This window comes from Clostridium sp. 1001271B_151109_B4, assembly GCF_015670405.1.
Taxonomy (GTDB): Bacteria; Bacillota; Clostridia; order Clostridiales; family Clostridiaceae; genus Clostridium.
The window spans coordinates 60,361-81,879 of the sequence record NZ_JADPBQ010000006.1 but is presented as its reverse complement, the minus strand read 5'-3'; the positions used below and the strand labels follow the sequence as shown (position 1 = coordinate 81,879).

The 21,519-nt window shown below is 27.4% G+C and carries 19 protein-coding genes; 1 reads left to right on the top strand and 18 read right to left on the bottom strand.

What is annotated here, in order from left to right; all coding sequences use genetic code 11:
- Positions 1-112: 112 nt before the first annotated feature.
- The 12 genes from I4V63_RS06000 to I4V63_RS05945 all read right to left on the bottom strand — a co-directional run bounded on the left by I4V63_RS06000 (position 113) and on the right by I4V63_RS05945 (position 12,500).
- Positions 113-1,039: a hypothetical protein gene (locus tag I4V63_RS06000; RefSeq protein ID WP_196000383.1), complete on the bottom strand. Its 927-nt coding sequence runs from the start codon at positions 1,037-1,039 to the stop codon at positions 113-115.
- Between the two features lie 220 nt (positions 1,040-1,259).
- Entirely contained in the window at positions 1,260-1,469 is a 210-nt protein-coding gene (locus I4V63_RS05995; protein WP_196000382.1) for a hypothetical protein, read from the bottom strand.
- Positions 1,470-1,703: 234 nt separating this feature from the next.
- On the bottom strand, positions 1,704-2,474 hold the full coding sequence (gene trpA, locus I4V63_RS05990) for a tryptophan synthase subunit alpha (RefSeq protein ID WP_196000381.1): 771 nt from the start codon (positions 2,472-2,474) through the stop codon (positions 1,704-1,706).
- A complete protein-coding gene (gene trpB / locus I4V63_RS05985; RefSeq protein WP_196000380.1) occupies positions 2,467-3,651 on the bottom strand; it encodes a tryptophan synthase subunit beta in 1,185 nt (394 codons plus the stop codon). The genes trpA and trpB overlap by 8 nt, the downstream gene beginning before the upstream one ends.
- An 8-nt stretch (positions 3,652-3,659) precedes the next feature.
- Positions 3,660-4,259 (bottom strand): phosphoribosylanthranilate isomerase, encoded by a 600-nt coding sequence (locus I4V63_RS05980; RefSeq protein WP_196000379.1) that lies wholly within the window; start codon positions 4,257-4,259, stop codon positions 3,660-3,662.
- Entirely contained in the window at positions 4,252-5,037 is a 786-nt protein-coding gene (trpC, locus tag I4V63_RS05975) for an indole-3-glycerol phosphate synthase TrpC (RefSeq protein ID WP_196000378.1), read from the bottom strand. Before trpC ends, I4V63_RS05980 begins: the two co-directional genes overlap by 8 nt.
- Before the next feature lie 8 nt (positions 5,038-5,045).
- Positions 5,046-6,053 (bottom strand): anthranilate phosphoribosyltransferase, encoded by a 1,008-nt coding sequence (gene trpD / locus I4V63_RS05970; RefSeq protein ID WP_196000377.1) that lies wholly within the window; start codon positions 6,051-6,053, stop codon positions 5,046-5,048.
- Positions 6,054-6,181: 128 nt separating this feature from the next.
- The gene (locus I4V63_RS05965) at positions 6,182-6,745 is read right to left on the bottom strand and encodes an aminodeoxychorismate/anthranilate synthase component II (protein WP_196000376.1); all 564 of its coding nucleotides are present in this window, start codon (positions 6,743-6,745) and stop codon (positions 6,182-6,184) included.
- Positions 6,745-8,217, bottom strand: coding sequence for an anthranilate synthase component I (trpE, locus tag I4V63_RS05960; RefSeq protein ID WP_196000375.1), 1,473 nt, complete (start codon positions 8,215-8,217; stop codon positions 6,745-6,747). Before trpE ends, I4V63_RS05965 begins: the two co-directional genes overlap by 1 nt.
- 605 nt (positions 8,218-8,822) lie before the next feature.
- Positions 8,823-9,194 (bottom strand): hypothetical protein, encoded by a 372-nt coding sequence (locus I4V63_RS05955; RefSeq protein ID WP_196000374.1) that lies wholly within the window; start codon positions 9,192-9,194, stop codon positions 8,823-8,825.
- Between the two features lie 238 nt (positions 9,195-9,432).
- Positions 9,433-11,094, bottom strand: a complete 1,662-nt coding sequence (locus tag I4V63_RS05950) for a hypothetical protein (protein ID WP_196000373.1) — start codon at positions 11,092-11,094, stop codon at positions 9,433-9,435.
- A gap of 68 nt (positions 11,095-11,162) precedes the next feature.
- Positions 11,163-12,500 carry a DnaJ domain-containing protein gene (locus I4V63_RS05945; RefSeq protein WP_196000372.1) on the bottom strand — a complete coding sequence of 446 codons (1,338 nt, stop codon included), beginning with the start codon at positions 12,498-12,500 and terminating at the stop codon, positions 11,163-11,165.
- Between the two features lie 468 nt (positions 12,501-12,968).
- On the opposite strand from I4V63_RS05945, the gene I4V63_RS05940 reads away from it, so the two are divergent.
- Positions 12,969-13,907 carry an L-lactate dehydrogenase gene (locus I4V63_RS05940; RefSeq protein ID WP_196000371.1) on the top strand — a complete coding sequence of 313 codons (939 nt, stop codon included), beginning with the start codon at positions 12,969-12,971 and terminating at the stop codon, positions 13,905-13,907.
- A gap of 71 nt (positions 13,908-13,978) precedes the next feature.
- Here I4V63_RS05940 and I4V63_RS05935 read toward each other — a convergent pair whose 3' ends face one another.
- The 6 genes from I4V63_RS05935 to I4V63_RS15605 form a co-directional block, all read right to left on the bottom strand.
- Positions 13,979-15,820 carry an SH3 domain-containing protein gene (locus I4V63_RS05935; RefSeq protein WP_196000370.1) on the bottom strand — a complete coding sequence of 614 codons (1,842 nt, stop codon included), beginning with the start codon at positions 15,818-15,820 and terminating at the stop codon, positions 13,979-13,981.
- A 253-nt stretch (positions 15,821-16,073) separates the two neighbouring features.
- Positions 16,074-17,669 (bottom strand): ATP-binding protein, encoded by a 1,596-nt coding sequence (locus I4V63_RS05930; protein ID WP_196000369.1) that lies wholly within the window; start codon positions 17,667-17,669, stop codon positions 16,074-16,076.
- Positions 17,670-17,834: 165 nt separating this feature from the next.
- Complete coding sequence (locus I4V63_RS15790) at positions 17,835-18,836, bottom strand: C39 family peptidase (RefSeq protein WP_196000368.1); 1,002 nt, start codon at positions 18,834-18,836, stop codon at positions 17,835-17,837.
- 534 nt (positions 18,837-19,370) lie between these two features.
- Positions 19,371-20,015 carry a manganese efflux pump MntP family protein gene (locus tag I4V63_RS05920; protein WP_196000367.1) on the bottom strand — a complete coding sequence of 215 codons (645 nt, stop codon included), beginning with the start codon at positions 20,013-20,015 and terminating at the stop codon, positions 19,371-19,373.
- Positions 20,016-20,238: 223 nt separating this feature from the next.
- Complete coding sequence (locus I4V63_RS05915; RefSeq protein WP_196000366.1) at positions 20,239-20,622, bottom strand: hypothetical protein; 384 nt, start codon at positions 20,620-20,622, stop codon at positions 20,239-20,241.
- A 263-nt stretch (positions 20,623-20,885) separates the two neighbouring features.
- A partial coding sequence (locus I4V63_RS15605; protein WP_279325747.1) for an exosporium glycoprotein BclB-related protein occupies positions 20,886-21,519 on the bottom strand: 634 nt, incomplete at its 5' end.

The window sequence follows — 21,519 nt, the reverse complement described above, 5'->3', positions numbered from 1 at the left end:
TTCTTCAACTACTAAAATATTATACTGTATAAATAATTATTGAAATTTTCTATTAAGAAGTAAAAAAGCAGCAGACAATTTAAAAATATCTACTGCTTTATATTTATTATAATTAATTTTCTTTAAATATACTAACTTTACATTCCTCTAATAATTCATTTGTATTACTATCTTTCATAGTAATTGAACATTCTAAATTAACTAACTGATCAACATTAGTATTAAATATCATTTTATCAAACACTCTTGTTTCTGCTGAAATATTGCAGTTAAATACTGGTTCTGTGCTTCTTCCATCAACTATAACTTCTTTACTTTCTACTACAACATTTTTGTCAGTTTTATTTTCAATACATAAATTTAAATTTAAAGCATCATCTTCATTTCTGCTTATTCTAATAAAATACACCTTAATTTTATCAGTATTAACTATTATGTCTCCATCAACATCATCACTAACATTTTCAACAACTACTGAAGCATCTGATGCAACCTCTTCATTGCTTTCTTCATTAGTAACTTCAGCTTCTTCTATCTTTTCCTCTTCCTTTACTATAGGTTTAAGTCCAGTAAACTTTTGAATAGCTTCATCATCACTTAATACTTCTTTTACTTTGTTTAATTTACCATTACACTTATTATATGCTAAATTTAAAGTATCCCATGCACTTTCATTTTCAGCATATAAATCAAGTGAATTATTAAATAACACCACTAAAGCCTCTAATGAATATGGGAATATCTTATCTTTTTCTTTTGTATCACTAGCAATAGTATATTCATTATCATAATATTCTTCTAATGATTTGTTTAAACCTTTTAATGCCTCTTCTAATTCTTCTCTTGCTTCATTAAGATATTTTACCTCTAATTTATCTTTGCTATATATATCTAACATACTTTCATCTACTAAATATTTTGAAGCTAAATCTTCTACTTCACCTAATAAATCACTAGTCACTCCATAATATTCTGGAACTTTATGTTCAATTTTTTCTACGTTATTTTTCTTTTTATTAAATATATCAAATATCCCCATCCTAGTACTCCTTTACATACAAATGATTTTCTACTGTATTTTTATTAAACATATATATTTAAAACTATACTATATTAATTATAATTTTCAAGTAATTATTTAAAATAACTTTTAAATGAATATTTTTTTATTTATTACTAATTCAAATATATTATTTAATTATTAAATAATAAAGCCATAAATATTTGATGCTTAAACATCCAATATTTATGGCTTTATTTTATCCTTGAATCTTATTATGTTGGCTTTCTTCTTTTACTAATTCTTTAAATTCCATGTCATATAGCTTATCTTGTAATTCTTGAATTTTATTATCTAATTCCTGTACTTTTTCCTTTGCATGGAGCATTTTCATATCTACTTTCCAATCATCTCTTTCTCGCTTATAGTATTTTATCTCTTCCCTTAGCTTTTCAATTTCTGATAGCATATTTACACTTCCTTACAACATTTCATGTACTACTTTTTTAAGCACACTTACTAAATTTATGCTCTTATTATAAGGTATGCGCAAATACAAAATTTATATTCTAAATTTAACCACTCATCTATAATAATTACTTCACCCTAAAACTCCACTTTCATCTACATTAAACAAGGATTAGAACTTTCTTAATTATGTCACAACACTTCTTAATAACCAAATTTTATACATGTTAAACTCTTATTTTATTGCATCTTTCATTTTTCTCACATAATTAAATAATTCTTCATGTGCATTATCCCCATATTTTGCAATTATCTTAACAATTGCACTTCCAACAATAACTCCATCTGATACTTCTGCCATTTGCCTTGCTTGTTTTGGATTATTAATACCAAAACCTATAGCACAAGGAATATCCGTAACTTCCTTAATAGCTTCTACTATACGTGATATATCTGTTTTTATTTCACTCCTAACACCCGTAACCCCTATAGATGAAACTACATAAACAAATCCTTTAGCTTCCTTTGCTATTTTTTTAATTCTATCCTCTGAAGTAGGTGCAATTAAAGAAATAATATCAACATCAAATTTATTTGCTGTATCTTCAATTTCATGTTTTTCTTCATAAGGAACATCTGGAATAATAATTCCATCAACTCCAACTTCTTTACATTCTTCAAAGAACTTTTCATATCCATAGTTATAAACTGGATTAATATACGTTAAAAATACTAATGGAATATTGCTCTTTTCTCTTACCTTTTTTACAATTTCAAAAACTCCACTAGTTGTCATTCCACCTTTTAATGCTCTGATATTAGCTTCTTGAATTACTATACCTTCAGCCGTTGGATCTGAAAAAGGTATTCCTATTTCAATTAAATCAGCCCCTGCCCTTTCCATTTCTAAAATATATTCTACAGTCTTATCTGCTCCTGGATCACCTGCAGTTAAAAATCCTATAAATGCCTTTTTATTTTCAAATGCTTTATCTATTTTACTCATAAATTTCTTCCCCCTTATATTTAGCTATTGCTGCAACATCTTTATCTCCTCTTCCTGAAAGATTAATAATAATATTTTCATCAGAGCTAAAATTCTTTGCTATTTTCATAGCATAAGCTACAGCATGTGCACTTTCTATTGCACAAATAATTCCTTCTGTTCTTGCTAAATACTCAAAGGCTTCAACTGCTTCATCATCAGTTATAGGTACATACTTAGCTCTTTTTATATCATTTAAATATGCATGTTCAGGTCCAATCCCTGGATAATCTAATCCTGCCGATATTGAGTAAACTGGAGCAATTTGCCCAAATTCATCTTGGCAAAAATAAGACTTCATTCCATGAAATATACCTACTGTTCCATTAGCCATAGTTGCTGCATTTAATGCTGTATCTACACCTTTTCCTGCGGCTTCACATCCAATAAGCTGTACATCTTTATCTTCTATAAAGTTATAAAAAGCTCCAATTGCATTACTTCCACCACCAACACAAGCAATAACTGCACTAGGTAGCTTTCCTTCTGCCTTTAATATTTGTTCCCTTGCTTCTTTACTTATAACACTTTGAAAATCCCTTACTATTGTAGGAAATGGATGTGGCCCCATTACGGATCCTAAAACATAATGAGTATCGGAAATTCTACTTACCCACTCTCTCATAGTTTCATTGACTGCATCCTTTAATGTCATTGTTCCACTAGTTACAGAATGAACTTTTGCCCCTAAAAGCTTCATTCTATATACATTTAGAGCCTGTCTATCTGTATCTTCCTTACCCATGAATATTTCACACTCTAACCCTAAAAGAGCTGCTGCAGTAGCTGTTGCTACACCATGTTGCCCTGCTCCTGTTTCTGCTATTATTCTTGTTTTACCTAATTTTTTAGCTAATAAAGCTTGTCCTAAAACATTATTTATTTTATGGGAGCCTGTATGATTTAAATCCTCCCTTTTTAAATAAATCTTTGCTCCTCCAAGATCTTTACTCATTTTTTCTGCGTAATACAATAATGATGGTCGACCTGCATATTCATTAAGTAATTTATTTAATTCCTCATTAAATTCTTTATCCTTTTTATAAAATTCATATTTTTCTTCAAGATTAATAAGTTCATTCATTAATGTTTCTGCTATATACTGTCCTCCGTAAATTCCAAATCTCCCTTTACTCATAAAATTACCTACCTTCCTACAATCTTTATTACTTCCTTCATTTTTTCAAAATCCTTAACTCCATTAGTTTCAATACCACTGCTAATATCTATAGCCATTGGTTTTATCTTTAAAATAGCTTCATTTATATTTTCTAAATTTAATCCACCAGCAAGAAAAAATGGTCTATTAAGTCCTTGTATATTATCCCAGTTGAATGTCCTTCCTGTCCCTTGTCCACTATCTAACAATAAATAATCTGCACAAGAATCCTTCCATACTTCAATATCTTCAAAACAACTTACCTTTATTGCTTTTATAACTTCTTTTGTACTCCTTTCTTTTATAGTCTTTATATAATCTTCACTTTCAATTCCATGAAGCTGAACTATATCAATAATATTTTTATCTAATATCTTTAAAACTTTTTCTATATCTTCATTAACAAAAACTCCAACAGCCTTAATATTAGTATTTAACTTACTTTTTAATTTTATTGCTTGTTTTATACTCACTTGTCTTTTGCTTTTAGCAAATACAAGGCCTATATAATCTGGATTTAACTTATTTACATATTCAATATCTTTTTCTCTAAACAGCCCACAAAATTTTATTTTTACTTTACTCATATTTACATCCTCTTAAATACTCTAAGGCTTTCTTTTTATCTTCACTTCTCATAAGAGTTTCACCTATTAATACTGCATTTACATTTGCTTTTCTTAATTTTTCTATATCTTCTGAAGTTTTTATTCCACTTTCAGCTATAAAAACAATGTCTTCTGGTACTAGCTTTCTTAAATTTATAGAATTATTTATATTAACAGTAAAATCCTTAAGATTTCTATTATTTACTCCTATAATTCTTGCTCCAGCTCTTAAAGCCATTTTAATTTCATCTTCATCATGAGCCTCCACTAATGCTGATAATCCTAAGCTATCTGCTATTTTTATATACTTTTTTAAAGTATCTTCATTTAATATTGAACAAATAAGTAATACTGCACTTGCTCCTAAGATTTTAGCTTCATATATCATATATTCATCTATTACAAAGTCTTTTCTTAATACAGGAATTTTTACTTCATCGGCTATTTCTTCTAAGAACTTATCTTCACCTTTAAAGAAATATGGCTCTGTTAAGACTGATATTGCATTGGCTCCGCTTTTTTCATAATCCTTTGCTATTTCTAAATAAGGAAATTTTTCTGCTATTATTCCCTTTGATGGTGATGCTTTTTTAACTTCACAAATAAATGATATTTCTTTGCTTTTTAATACTTTTTCAAAGTAAAATTGCTGTTCAACTATTGATAGTGCTTCTTTTTTTACTAAATTAAAAGGCTTTTCATTTTTCTTCTGTTCTAATCTAACCTTTGTCTTTTCAACTATTTCATCTAAAATCATTTCATCACCTACTCATTAGAAAACTTAATGAAATCTTCTAATTTCTTTTTAGCCTTACCACTATCAATAATATCTTCTGCTAATCTAACACCATCTTTTATTGAATCAGCTTTTCCACCTAAATATAAAGCTGCTCCAGCATTTAAAACCACAGCATTTCTTTTAGCTCCCTTTTCTCCATTTAAAATAGAAAGAGTAATTTTTGCATTTTCATTAGGACTGCCTCCAACTAGTTCTTCTTTATTACATCTTTCAAATCCAAAGTCCTCAGGATGGATTTTATAAGAATAAAATTTTCCATCCTTAATTTCACAAACTTTAGTAGCTGCACTCATAGATATTTCATCTAATTTGTCTTCTCCATAAACTACTAATGCTCTTTTTACGCCTAAATTATCTAATACCCTAGCTAAAGGTTCTATCAATTCTTCATCATAAACACCCATTAGTTCAATATTTGCTCCTGCTGGATTACTAAGTGGTCCTAAAACATTAAATACAGTTCTTATTCCAAGTTCCTTTCTTACTGGTGCTACATACTTCATTGCAATATGATAATTTTGTGCAAATAAAAAGCAAATACCTATTTTATTTAATAATTCAGTACTTTTTTCTGGAGAAATATTTATATTTACTCCTAAAGCTTCTAATACATCTGCAGCTCCACACTTGCTACTTGCAGCTCTATTTCCATGTTTAGCAACTAGTACACCTCCAGCTGCAATTACAATTGCTGATGTAGTTGAAATATTAAATGAATTAGATCCATCTCCACCAGTTCCCACTATTTCTAGTACATCTTTATCATGTAAAAGCTTTATGCAGTGATTTCTCATTTCTTCTGCTGAAGCAGTGATTTCTCCAATCGTTTCACCTTTCATACTTAATGCCGTTAAATATGCACTTTTTTGAATATCACTTGCTTTACCACTCATAATTTCATTCATAACTACTTTGGCCATGTTATATCCTATATCTTGCTTATTGCTTAGTTTGATAATTGCTTCTTTAATCATTTAAATTGCCCCCTCTTTTATTTCGCCTCCAGAAAACTTTATATTTGTGAATGTTCTCAATTTAATTTTTTAAAATTCATCATTAAATTTATAAATATTTTCCTAAAGCAAAGTAAACTAAACTATTTTTAACTTAATAAATTATTTATTATTTTTAACCCACCCTTAGTTAATATTGATTCAGGATGGAACTGAACTCCATATACTTTATTTTTCCTATCTTCAACTGCCATTACCTCATTATCATCAGTCATTGCTATTACTGATAACTCTGATGGTAAAGTATTTTTATCTACAGCTAAAGAATGATATCTTCCAACCTTTATTTTTTCATTAAGTCCTCTAAACAACTTGCTATCATTGTTCACACTAGCTATGCTTGTCTTACCGTGCATTAAATTTTTAGCATAGGTAACTGTTGCTCCATAAGCTTCACATATTGCCTGATGACCTAAACATACTCCAAACATAGGTATCTTTCCTTTAAAATACTTAACTACATCAATACAAATCCCTGCATTCTTAGGTTTTCCTGGTCCTGGTGAAATAACTATTATTTCTGGATTCATTGCTTCAACTTCTCTAATACTCTTTTCATCATTTCTTATTACAGTAATATTAGAATCAACAGCTCCAATAAGCTGATAAAGGTTATAAGAAAAACTATCATAATTATCTATTAAAAGTATCATTATCTAATACCCTCCTTTGCAATGTTTAATGCATTAATCACAGCTTTAGATTTATTTATGCACTCCTCATATTCATTTTCTGGAATACTATCTGCAACGATACCAGCACCTGATCTTACAAAGACCTTTCCATTCTTTGCAAATGCAAGTCTTATTGAAATACACATATCTAAATTTCCCGTAAAATCTATATATCCAATAGCCCCACCATATATCCCCCTTTTATTTCCTTCTAATGCATTTATTATTTCACAAGCCCTAAGCTTTGGTGCTCCTGATAATGTGCCTGCTGGTAAGATTGAATCTATTGCATCTAATGCATCCTTATCTGCTCTTAACACCCCCGATACTGTAGAACCTATATGCATTACATGAGAAAACTTTTCTATACTCATATATTTATCTACTTTTACTGAATTGATTTCACTTATTTTACCTATATCATTCCTACCTAAATCAACAAGCATATTATGCTCAGCTAATTCCTTTTCATCCGCTAAAAGTTCTTTTTCTAATTCTAAATCTTCCTTTTCATCTTTTCCTCTTTTTCTAGTTCCAGCTAGTGGAAAAGTATATAACTTATTATTTTCAAGTTTTACTAAGGTTTCTGGTGAAGCTCCTGATATCTCAATATCATTACTATAAAAATAAAACATATAAGGTGATGGATTAGTACTTCTTAAAACTCTATAGGCATCTAAAATACTCCCTTCTATTTCAGCTTCAATTCTATTTGATAATACTACTTGAAAAATATCCCCCTCTTTTATATATTCCTTGGCCCTTACTACCATATCGCAATATTGTTCTTTAGAAAAATAGTTCCTATAATCTGACTTTATCTTTAATGGCCTTTCTTCTACTTGTTTACCATTAATAATTAAATCTGCTATTGTCTTTAATTCAATCTCTGCCTTTCTATAATTAACCTCTAAATCTTCCACCTTAATATTTACAATTAAAATGATTTTTTGCCTATAATTATCAAATGCTATTACTTTATCAAAAAGCATTAAATCTACATCATTAAATTTTTCTTCATCATCAGCATCTAAACTTAAACTTTCTTCTCCATACTTTATATAGTCATAAGAAAAATATCCTACAAGACCTCCAGTAAATGTAGGCATTCCTACAATTTTAGGACTTTTATTTTCCCTTAAAATTTTTCTAATATATTCATTCGGATGCTTTACTTCTTCCTCAATATCAGTTCCTGTAGTAATTTTCAGTTTATGATTGTAACAAGTAATCTCTAGCTTTGGGTCATATCCTAAAAAAGTGTATCTTCCCGTTTTATGAGTACTATCAACACTTTCTAAAATAAAAACATTAGTACTGATTCCTTTTAGAATTTTTAAAGTTTCAATAGGCGTTTTTATATCAGAATATAACTCCATACTTATAGGTATAACCTTATAATCTTCATTTGTAATAAATTTTTTTACTTCTTTTAAACTTGGATAAATCATCTTTTCCCTCCTAATGTACTATTAATAATTTTAAAATCTATAATAGTATATTTCTGTCAAAGAACGTAAAAAAGCCCGTCCTTGACAGTATAATTTACTGTCAAGGACGGGCAGAATATACTACACCCGCGGTGCCACCTTGATTTACGAACTAATCGTACACTTTATCGGATACTAACATATCCTAGACAACTAACGTATGTCAAACGTCATAGAATACTAGGAGTAAAACTCTTTTCACTATGCCCTCAATGGTCCATTTAATAGGCTGCGTCTGCTTGGCTCTCAGCTTTCCAAACTCTCTGTAAGTGCACGATCTATTTTTATCTCCACTTCAACGGTTTATTCTTTTACTAATTTTAACATTTATATCAATTTATTTCAACACCTTTTTTAATAAAAATATATTTACTATAAAAAGTAAAAAATACATAATAAATCTATCTTAATTTATTTGCTTATTATCCTACTTAAAATTATATTTCATCAAAAAAAGATAAGCCTAATATCACCAAATAGCTTTCTTCTAATTTGACAATGTCAGACTTACCTTATTTATAATTTCTAACTTATTTCTTTTTTATTTTTAAATCTTTTCATTTAATTTAAGCACATGTATCTATTGTTTTTTCTTTTTTTTCATAATAATTTAAAATATTTATTATAAAATTTCTTGTATCTACATCTAATTTTCTTGTACTTGATAACTCATTGACTGAAAAGTTTCTAGTATAAAAACTATGTGCTAACTCAACTATAAATTTTGAAGTATTTACAATTCTATTATCATTTAATAATTCCTTAAATTTAATAGTCGTACCATAAATATATTCTCTAGCTACACTATAAACTTCATTAATACTCAATAACTTTAATACTATATATAAATCTTTATTTAAATTTCCCATAAAGTTTTTCACTAATTCTATATAATTTCTTTCGTGATAAGAATCTACAAACGCTATATTATTTTCCATAATCAATCACTCCTTATGTAAACATAATACTATATAAATTTGTCAATTTTGTTACAATAATCTTAATATTCTCTTAAAAGCACTTATCCTATATATTTTATCCCTCCTCTTATTGCAGTTTTTATATTTATATTATATAGTATTTTATACCTTTTGTAAATATGATTCATATTTTATCTTTTGTTAAATAACTATAAACAAAATGAGTATATCCCTTTACAGATATACTCATTTTTAATTACTCTTTATTATTCATTTTATTTCTTCTAAAAATTAAGTTTTTTAATTTTCCCCATCCATGCTCACTATCATTATTATCTATATCTTTATTTTTTATTTCGACTTTTGGATTAGTGCTTTTATCTTTTTCAATTTTGAAAGTATTATTTATATCTTTATTTTTTATCTGACCTTTATCACTCTCAAGTTCATTTATCTTACTATTTGTTTTTTTATTAGATACTTCTTTTCTCCAAATGTTAATCTCTTCTTCAACAGCATTCTTTGAACTATTGTCATAATTTAATTTTAATATAGAAATAGCACTTTCTAGCATATATAGTTTATTATTATCACTAGAGTATAACCCCTCAACAAGTTTCCATTTGACTTCGTCTTTTTTCTTTACCCAAGCTTTAATGTTTAGTGTATCTACACCATAAGCAATATCATTAATTGAAAATACTTCATCAAAGTTTTTATAAATAATATGATTGATTTTTTCTATAATATTAACTTTAATAATTGTTTCTAGAGAATTAAATATCTTTTTATTACTCTTTAAAATATTATTAACACTTAAATCTACTTCTTTGTTTAAAGCAAACTCTTTTTCATCAATAATCATTTTTAATAATTTACTTTCCTCATTTTCTGATATGTAAAATTCATTTATAACTTCACTCTTTTCAAGCAAATCATTTAACTTATCATAAAAATAGCTTAAATATAACAATACAATTTTTTCTTTATCAAGTAACTCTTTCTCTATTTCATTTATCTCATCAATTATTTTATTTAATGTTATTATACATTCATAATTATTATTTTCTATAAAAGCTTTCTTTATTTTGCTCAATAATTCTTTATTTTCAACATTATTATCTTCTTTTATTTTATTTTCTATAGCTTCAATTATATGCTCTACATTGGTTATTGTATCTTCCTTTTGTCTTTCGCTACCTTCTAACATTACATCTTTAGATGTTATTAAAATTTCATCTTCAATAATTATTGCTTGATCTTTAACTTCCTCCTCTTTTTCTACCTCTTTAACTTCAAACATTTCTTCTTTTAATTCAGATATAGCCAGAACTATTTCTTCCTCAACAGTAATTTCATCAGCTATATTATTAAATCCTATTTCAATTTCTTCTGAAATTTTTTCTAATCCTAATTGAACTTCTTCATCAATTTCTTCAATTGATATTTCTTTGTTTTTTTCTTTAGTTTCTTGAAGTACTAAATCAATAATCTCCTCTTCTTGCTCTTTAATCTCCACACAAATCTTATCTTTTTCTTGCTCCCCTATAGAGTCTTCTTCAACAACAAATTCTAAAATTGATTTATTCTCTTCTTTATCTTGTATATTTTCTTTTTTCTCTTTAGAAATATTTTCACTTAACAATTCTTGTCCACTTATTGTCAGTTCTTCTATTACTTTTGAAGTCTCACTCAGACTTACATCCATATCATCTTCATTAATCAAGCTAATACTACTTTCCTTACTAACTTTATTTGGATTAATATTTGTATTTTCAACATCAATATTGATAGCCTTTTTTAATATTTCTATATCTTTTTTTAGTTTTTTAATTTCAGTATTGGCTAAAGCCAAGCTTACTTTTAACTTTTCTATTTCTTGTACATCTAACTTCTTTTCATCAATAGCTTTTCCCAATTTTTCATTCTCCTCTCGCGACGGATTTCAAATCTCCATTTTCCAGACCATTTTAGCCTGTTTTTCTCTTACCCAAAAACAAAGCCTTTCAAAGCTTTATTGCTTGTGTCTACCGAACTTGAAATTACCTTAAGTACACTTGGTAAAAATATAGAAATTACGAATCCAATAGCACAAATTACAAATATATTATATTCACTGGATATTTGACCTGTATAAATTCTATAACCATGAATAGCACTAATTGCAATTGCTCCAATAATTATGACCTTTGATACTATCCAAGATGATACACTTAAGACCTTACAAATTATGCTTAATAATGTTAAAATAACTATAATAGGAAGAGCCAAAATTTTAAAAGGTATCAATAGTATATTAGTAAGACCTACTGACTTTTCTTTACTTAAAACTTTATTAGCTCTATTTTTCACAGCTTGTCTTCCTACCCTATCTGATTTTACTGTACTTCCACTTTGATAATTTTCAGTCTGTCTATTATTGTTACTCAAATCATCACTTTTACTGTTACTTCTATTACTTTTCTCAGTATTATTGTACCCTTTATTTCTTTCAGAATCATTACTTTTTTTCTTAATATTTTCTTTTTTATTTTTTATATTATTTTTCTTTTTATTTTTCTTATTTTTAATTAACCTTCCTATATAATCATTCTCATATTCGTCTTCACTCTCAAAGTCATCATCATAATCATTGTTAAAAAACTCATTTACACTTTCAAATTCCACTTTAGATTTATATATAGGTACTTCGCTTTTTTTAGAATTTTCTTTAAGTGCTTCCTTAACTATTTCTTCTCTACTCAATATTACAGTAGCTGCATAGCTTTCATTTATATTTTGTGGTTCTTTCATCTCTATATTGTCATTTATACTTTTCTTCTCATATTCTACCTTAGTATTATCTACTTCATCTTTAACTTTATTTTCTTTTATAGAAGATCTTATACCATTATTTGAATTAAGAATATTTTTTTCATCAGATAATACACTATTGCTATCAACATTACAACTTTCATTAAAGTCTCCACCTAAAATTTCTTTACATTTCACCTTTGAATATTCTTCAAAGCTATCCTTTGGACACTCCCCTATAGCTTCAGATATCTCATTAATACCACTTGATTTTTCCTTTTCTTCTACCGCTTTAAATAATTTACTTACTTCCTCATCAAATATACTTTTATCTTCTTTTATTGGCTGAATGATTTCTTTTTCTTCTACATTTAATGTAGCTAATGCCTCATCAAATAATTCCAAAAATTTATTTAATCTTTTTTCATCTTTAACTTCACTTTTGAAATAAGCAACTTGTTTTTCATAAGCCTTTTTAATTTCTTCTTTTGAGGCATTTTCTTCAACACCTAATACTTTATAATAATTCACAAAATCGCCTCCTTATTGTCACATTACATATTTTTATTTAAATATATAAAAACATATGCTGTCCTTATTACTGATTATATCAATTTTATGAAAAATAAAAAGGTACAAATTATACTAAAAAACTAATTTCATTATAATTACACCTTCTGTTTATATTATATCAGTTATAATTTTATTCAAATTATTTCTCCTAATATACTCATTAAAATTCTAAAATAATTAATTCCTTCATAAACTCTTACATTTTTATAATATCCTATAATAAATATTTATTAACAATTTATTTGTAATATCTTTATTTTTCTACATCCTTTTTATCCTTTTATTCATAAATAAGTCAAATAACTTGCAAATTTTCAACAATAGGATTATAATCTAATTATTAACAAATAATAATTTCTTCTTCTTTTTATAATATATTTAGTAATAATACAAATACTATATTTAAAAATTAAATGAGGTGAAATTATGAGTAAAATATCAATAATTGGAGCAGGTGCTATTGGTGCAACTACTGCATTTGCATTGCTACAAAAAGGAATCGCAAGAGAAATAGTAATAAATGATATAAATCAAGACAAAGCATTAGGTGAAGTTATGGACTTGATGCATGGAAGTTCTTTATGCCGTCCATGTAATGTTACTTTAGGAACTTTAGAAGATACAAAAAATTCAGATATAATCATAATCACTGCTGGTTCTCCACAAAAACCTGGTGAAACAAGATTGGACTTAGTAGATAAAAACTATTTAATATTTAAAAGTTTCATTCCAAAACTTGCTGAGTTAAGTCCTAACTCAATTTTACTAGTTGTTTCTAACCCTGTTGATATACTTGCCTATATGACTTATAAATTATCAGGATTCCCAAAAGAAAGAGTTATCGGTTCTGGAACAGTTTTAGATACTGCAAGACTTAGAAGCTTATTAGGTAAGTACTTTTGCATAGATGGAAGAAATGTTGAAGGATATGTTCTTGGTGAACATGGTGATAGCGAATTTGTGACTTGGTCTACATTAAAGATTGGAAGTATTCCAGTTAAAAGCTTCTCTGAACAAAATTTAATAACATGGGATGAAGGAAATGAAACTGTTATTGCAGAAGATGTTAAAAACTGTGCTTACGAAGTTATAAAGAGAAAAGGCGCAACAGCATTTGCAGTTGCAATTGCATTAACAAGAATCGTTGAAGCTATTATTAGAGATGAAAAAAGTATTTTAACTGTTTCAACACTTTTAAATGATTACTATGGAGTTAGTGATGCTTACTTAAGTGTTCCAACTATCCTTGGTAAAAATGGTGTTGAAAAAGTATTAAACATTCAATTGTCTAAAGAAGAAGAAGAAAAATTCCTTTCATCAGCAAACTTAATGAAACAATACATCGATAGAATTAACGATAAATAAAATTTTAATAATAAAAAATGGTCATGAAATTAATAACTATTATTATTAATTTCATGAACCTATTTTTCGCCTTAGAACACCCTTCTAGCTCTTGTAGCTGAATCCCAACGTACATCTGTTATTCTAACAGTTTTACCAGTACTAGGTGATTCAATCCATTGTCCATTTCCTATATACATAGCAACATGTCCAAGATTACTATCAAATAATAAATCTCCTGGTTGAATATTGTTTATAGATACTTCAACACCAGCATTTATTTGATCATAAGTAGTTCTTCCAATATTAATATTTGCTTTAGCAAATCCCCATTGCATAAGTCCTGAACAATCAAAAGCTCTTAATCCACTATCTACATATTGCTCTAGTGCATCATATTTCCCTTGTGCTGCATCACTTGGGAATCTTCCTTTTAAGCTATCAATTGAAGCTCTAGTAACTAATTCTCCAGCTGCACCATAAGCATAAGGTGAACCTATTTGTGATTTTAAAGCTTCTAAAACTATTTCATATGAACTAGATACAGACTCTGTACCACTATTATTGCCTGTACTACCTCCATTATTAGTAGTTCCAGTTGTTATCTTTACATAATCAGCACTTACGTAACCTGTAGATCCATTAAAGTTAATCTTATACCAATTACCTTCTTTACCTGTAATAGTTACAGTTTGGTTATTTAAAAGGTATCCTAAAACCAATGAACTTGATGAAGCTTCTTTTCTTACTCTAAGATTTGAAGAAACATTTACTACTACACCAGTTTCATTCATAGCTTCACTTGATGAAGAATTTCCATTTGAAACTGAATCATTGCTTGTACTACTATTATTATCACTACCAGAAGATGGTTTATTTTCAGTTATATAATCCTTATGAACATAAGCTGTTGATGAATTATATGTTATCTTATACCAACTTCCACTTTCACCTATAATATTAACAGAGCTTCCTGAATATAAAGTACCTAAAATAGTAGAACTTGTTGATGCCTCACTTCTTACATTTAATCCACTACTTACATTGTACACATATCCTATTTTATTAATTACAGTTTCAGAAGAATTATTGCTACCATTACTTGCATTATTATTTGTATTATCACTTGAACTTCCATCAACTGATATATAGTCTTTATGAACATAGCCATAACCACTATTATATTTAATCTTGTACCAGCTTCCACTTTCACCTATAATATTAACAGAGCTTCCTGAATATAAAGTACCTAAAATAGTAGAACTTGTTGATGCAGCACTTCTTACATTTAATCCACTACTTACATTGTACACATATCCTGTTTTATTAATTACAGTTTCAGAAGAATTATTGTTACCATTACTTGCATTATTATTTGTATTATCACTTGAACTTCCATCAACTGATATATAGTCTTTATGAACATAGCCATAACCACTATTATATTTAATCTTGTACCAGCTTCCCTCTACTCCAACTATACTTACTGAAGTGTTATTAGTTATATATCCTAATACTGATGCACTCGTTGATGCTCCACTTCTTACTCTCAAATTTGAAGTAACATTAACTACCTTTCCAGTTGCTGAAACTGTTGAAGATTCTGTAATTTCTTTAACATAATCTTCATGAACAAATCCACTTCCACCATTATAGTTAATTTCATACCAACTTCCACTTTTTGAAATAATATCAAATGTAGAACCATTTCTCAATGTTCCAAGTACTGTTGAATTTGTATTAGCAGCTGATCTAACTCTTAAAGTTGAAGTTACATTAACTACTTGTCCTTTACTTACAGATGCCACTGCAATTCCACTATTATTAATAGTAGTTGCATTTACAGGTATAGTTTTAGCACTTAACATAGCTCCAACAACACCTGAAACAGCAATTATTTTTTTTAGCTTTTTCTTCTGCATTCTATTTTTCACATCCCCACCTATTAAAATATACATTTTGACATAATAAATTATATATTTTAATCAATGATTTTTCCATATATTTTACTACTTTTCTCATAAAATTCATTATTAAGATTAAATTTGCCACTTTAACCTTAATTTTTTATGAAAATTAAATATTTTATAGCCTGAACTATCAATTTTACAATCTCATTTCTTTACATGAATACCTTAAATTTTCAAAGTTATATTTTGCATTTTATCTATAGATTTATAACTTTACTTAAAACTCATATATATCCGAAAATTCAACAGTGCATCTTTCAATTTTTGTTGATTTAATCATTTCTCTATGTTCCATTGAATACTCATTAACTGTTCTAATTGGAATAGAAAAAATAAATTCAGCTCCTTGTCCAATTTCACTCTTTACTTTTATTTCACCATCGTGCATTTCAACTAAAGATTTTACTAGAGCTAAGCCAATTCCACTTCCTTCAGTCATTCTATTTAATTTATTATTAATTCTCTTAAATCTATTAAATATAATACCTATTTCTTCTTGTGAAATTCCAATTCCATTATCTTTAATAGAAATTAATACATATCCATTATCAATAGACAAACTCACATCTATCTTTCCAACTTTGGTATTATCCTTACTGGTGTACTTAATTGCATTAGAAATCAAATTTAATACTATTCTCTCTATTTTTTCCTGATCACAAGCTAACATAATTTCTTCTACTTCAGTATCAAAAGTTATTTCAATATTTTTTCCTTCAACATAACTAATTACAGATGTAACCATATCTTCAACTAAATAAACTATATTACAATTCTTCATATTTAAATTATAATAACCCATATCAAACTCACTAGCATCTATAATATTAGTTACTAATCTCAATAGTCTATAGGAATTTTGTTTAATTGAATTTATATATTTGTCTAAATTAAAACTATCTACACTTATAATTTGATTGTTTTTAATACCATGCTCTATTAATTGCAGTGCAGAAAATATTATGTTTAATGGTGTTTTAAATTCATGAGACATATTTGTAAAAAACTCATTTTTTATTAATTCTGCATGAAAGGCTTCTTCATACTTTTTACTTTCTGATTCATATTTTTTCTCTTCAGTAATATCACTTCCTGACCCTACAAATATTCCCCATTTATTAATATATATGCCTTTCCAGTAAATAATTTTATACTCGCCATTCTTACATCTACATCTATTTGTACCTTCACATATTTCTCCTTCTTTTTTACTAGCCCTAGCCATAGCTATGACTTGATTTTTTTCATCTGGATGAAATAAATCTTGCCACTTTATATTTTTCAAATCCTCATCTGTCCATCCTAAACATTTCTGCCATTCTTGATTAACTCTAAGTATTCTTCCTTGTTCATCTAAAAATCCAAGCAAATCAATAGTTGTGTTTAAAAGCATAGAAATTTTTGCTTCGGCTCCCTCATACTTATTAATTGCTAATTTCAAATCCCTATCTAAATCATTTATTATATTATCACTTTTCTCTTTATCATCATATTTTTTCGGATCAAATCTCATTAAATATGCTTCTTCATTATTCCATTTCGTTTTATATACTTTTCCAATAAAACTTTCAATACAATTTTCTTTACTTTTAAAACTATATATATTATCATTCTCATTTAAAACCTTATATGAATGTTTAATATTCCAAAGCAATTTACTATTATATAGTAAATCTTCTTCTAAATTCCTACCTATTATTTCTTCTTTTTTATACTTTAGTTTCTCCACAAATTTTTTATTACAAAACTTAATTATTTTACTCTCATTAACAACAACAATATAGTCGCTTATATCCTCAAATATATTCTCCATAGTTTTCCTCTTTTTTTATATTTTCCTATTTTTCTTGTATTTTCACCCTGCATTCTTACTATTATATCCAACTAACTCACAATTTTCAAGATATAACTACATATAACACAAAAAAGCTACATTAAACCCTTTTCAGTTCAATATAGCTTTATTCAAAATAAAATTTTAACCATTCTTATGAATAACATACATTATATAATTTGACCTTTGCCATGCTTTCATAAATTCTTCAAACTTATACTTCAACCTAACACTTTCATCGTCTTTCCCTGCTGGATCATTTACCATAATCCATTTTCCCCCTTTATTAACTTCAATTCCACAAACAACAATTAAATGTCCACTTGTAGTTAAGGGTGCATTCTTAACATATGGATATTCTTTATTATCAATATCATTGGTATACTTTACACTAACCACAACCGGACTCTCATTGCCAATTTCTCTAATAAGTGAATTTATTCCTCCATATTCAACATATGCTTTATATCCAAGACTGCCTGCATAAGCAACATTGTACGTCCAATTTCCAAACTCATTATAATTATAATCAAAACAACTATATGCAACATCTTCAACCTTTAAATTTTCCCCTAATCTATTTAACAGCATAGTTAAGCTTGTTGGACTACAAATTTTATGCGCTATCCTTTCATCTCTTTGCATTTGTGAAATACATGGAGTTTCTATTAATTTATTTATTAACTCATATCCTTTATTATTTAAATCATCATTATTTTCTTTATAATAAGTAATAGCTAATTCCCTTACATCCGCTGCCCCTTCAATATTATCATAATAACTAACTATTCTTAGTTGAATAGCCTTACCACAATATCCTTCATTTATACTTAAAGTATCAACATCAATTTTTACTTCATCATATTTAATACTTTCTGAACCTCTTTTTATATTTGTCCCCCATTTTCCCCAAGATATCCATTCTGACCATTTTTTCTTTTTATCCTTTTTATTCTGAACATAAACTTTTGCCTGAACTATAATATAAGATTGCTGTGGAGTTGCTACATTCCATGAAACTATAAGTTTCTTAAAGCCCTCAATTTTAATTATCTTAGATAAATATATGTCCTTATTTTCTTCCTTTATTAATTTTAGTTCTTTCTTGCTAATAAATATCATTGAATCTAAAGATTTATTACTCACCTATTCCCTCCATTATTAAATAGTATTCAACTATCATTATATTTAATTAATAATAAATTGATAATATAACCACTACCTTTATAATAATTTAAAAAATTTTTATTTTACAATTATAAATATTATTATTAAAAAATCAATTGTTGAAATTTGGTAAAATCAGCTGTGCAATTATCTTATAAAAGTTATTTTATACTATGTAAAGTATTGCTTTAAGCTTCAATATAGACGAGTCGAATATTTATTTATAATAAAATTAATTTAATGATAAGCAATTCTAATAAGTTTGATGAAATAAATAAAATCTTTGAAAATAATATATTCAAAAAGTGCAATGCATTATCACTTGATTTAAAAAAATAAATCTAACTAATTATTAAAAAAGTAATAAAAAAGCACTTTAAATATAAATATTATTAAATTTTTGTTATTTACTCCAAACAAATCCTCATTTGAACCAATAACCTCTAATTAATACTTTACATTTTTAGTGCTTATTTTATTTATTATTATTTACTTAATCTGCATATAATTATATTAGAAAATGTTTTGTAATAAATATGTCAAAATCCCTGTATGTTCATTAAATATATTTATTCCTATAAGAATTAAAATAATACCACCTACAAGTTCTGCATAATCTTTAAATAACCCACCTATTTTTTTACCTGCAATTACACCAATAAAACAGACAATAAATGTTATTATTCCTATTATAATTGAAGATGAAACTATATTAACATTTAAAAACGCAAAACTTATCCCTACAGCTAATGCATCTATACTTGTTGCTATAGATAATGTTGTTAATTCCTTATTTGATAATTCTTCTCCTCTTACACTTTCTTCCTCTAAAGTTGTACTAGCTTCATTAACAGCTTCATTTTTTTCTTCTTTTGCTTCTTTTCTATTTTCATAAAACTCATAAATCATTTTTCCACCTAAAATAGAAAGTAAAATCAAAGCAACCCAATGGTCTATTGCTTGAATATATCCTTGAAAACTTATTCCTAAAAGCCATCCTATTAAAGGCATAGCAGCTTGGAATACTCCAAAAAACAAAGCTATTTTTATAGCCATTTTCTTAGTTAAATTTTTAAGTGTCATTCCCTTTGTTACTGATACTGCAAATGCATCCATTGCTAATGCAAAACCAGTAAGTATAATTGTAATAATGTTCATGTTTATTCTCCTTCTTTTTATTATTATTTGCAAAAAAAATAACGAGATTCATAGATGCTCAAAAAAGCATCCATGAGTCTCGTTATTTAAGATTAAGCCAGGCTTTTAATAACCATTATGTTGACCTAACCACATTTTCATGCTAACTACTCCCTCATCAGGACTAATAAATAATAACATCTTTATTCTTTATTGTCAATTGATAATACCATTACTTTTATTTTCATTGAAAGTCTTTTATCACTTTAGACATAGAGAAAGCTAAATTATCATTATTTAAATTATTTCTTATAAAAGCAAGTTCTTTCTTTAATGTTTTTGTTAACTCTTCATTCTCATTTGATATTATAGAAAATCCTTTTAGGTCTTTTAATGATATTTTTTCTAAACCTCTTATTTCTTCAGCATATCCAATTGCTGCATGCCCTATATATTCTAAATAAAGTGTATCGTTAGTTAATATTATATTTACTTTATCTGCTATATCTCCACCAGCTCTAGTTAACAAATTACCTATAAACTTTGTAATAACCTCTTTATTATTGATAATCTTTGTAACTGTAATCTTCATTAAAATATCTTCACTATTTAAATTTAATTTGAACATTAAAATCCTTCCTAAATGTCTATATATATTTAAATCATATAGTAATATAATACATTTTTAAATATAATTAACACATTAGCTTTGACAATGAAAAGAGCAATAATCAAGCATTCCAGCTGTATATAATAATTACTTATATACATTAATTACTATATAATTTTAAATTAATAAATAAAAATCTCACCTATATAATTTTTTAAAAAATAATATAGATGAGACTTAATTTATTTAACTAGCTCATATATAAAGATTTATTATATCTTTTAAACTAATGTGACTCCTGCACTGGCATAACCAGCAACTGTGGTTGCAACTGTTATACCAGATACTTGAACTGAATATACCATTAATAATCTAGTTTGTGGTGCAACTGATATATTTAGTCCAGTTGTAATACCATTTAAAGTTCCACCAACTGCAATACCAAGAGCTGGAAGTGGCATACTAACAACAGCTCCAGGTATTGGTGTGAAGGTATTATTTGGTGTAGTTGATTGATAAAGTTGAGCGGTAAGAGTTACTGTACCTAGAGTAATTGAAACTGCTGCTGTTGCACTAAAATAAGCTGCAATAGATGTTATTGTAGCTTGACGAGGAACTGAAAATGCCATATTTAATAATGTTCCTGCAGCACCAGTTAAATCAACATTTCCACCTAGAAGAGTTACTGTATTTGCTGAATTACCAAATCCAACCACTCCTACTGTTCCTGCAACTCCTGCAAGTGCTGATATTGGTATTATTGGCAATCCTGATGCAAATGGTATTATTGCACCAACTCCAGTTGGTCCAGTTGGACCTGTTACTCCGGTTACTCCTGTTGGACCTGTTACTCCAGTGATTCCTACTCCTGTTGGTCCTGTAATTCCTCTTTCTCCTGTTGGGCCTGTTACTCCT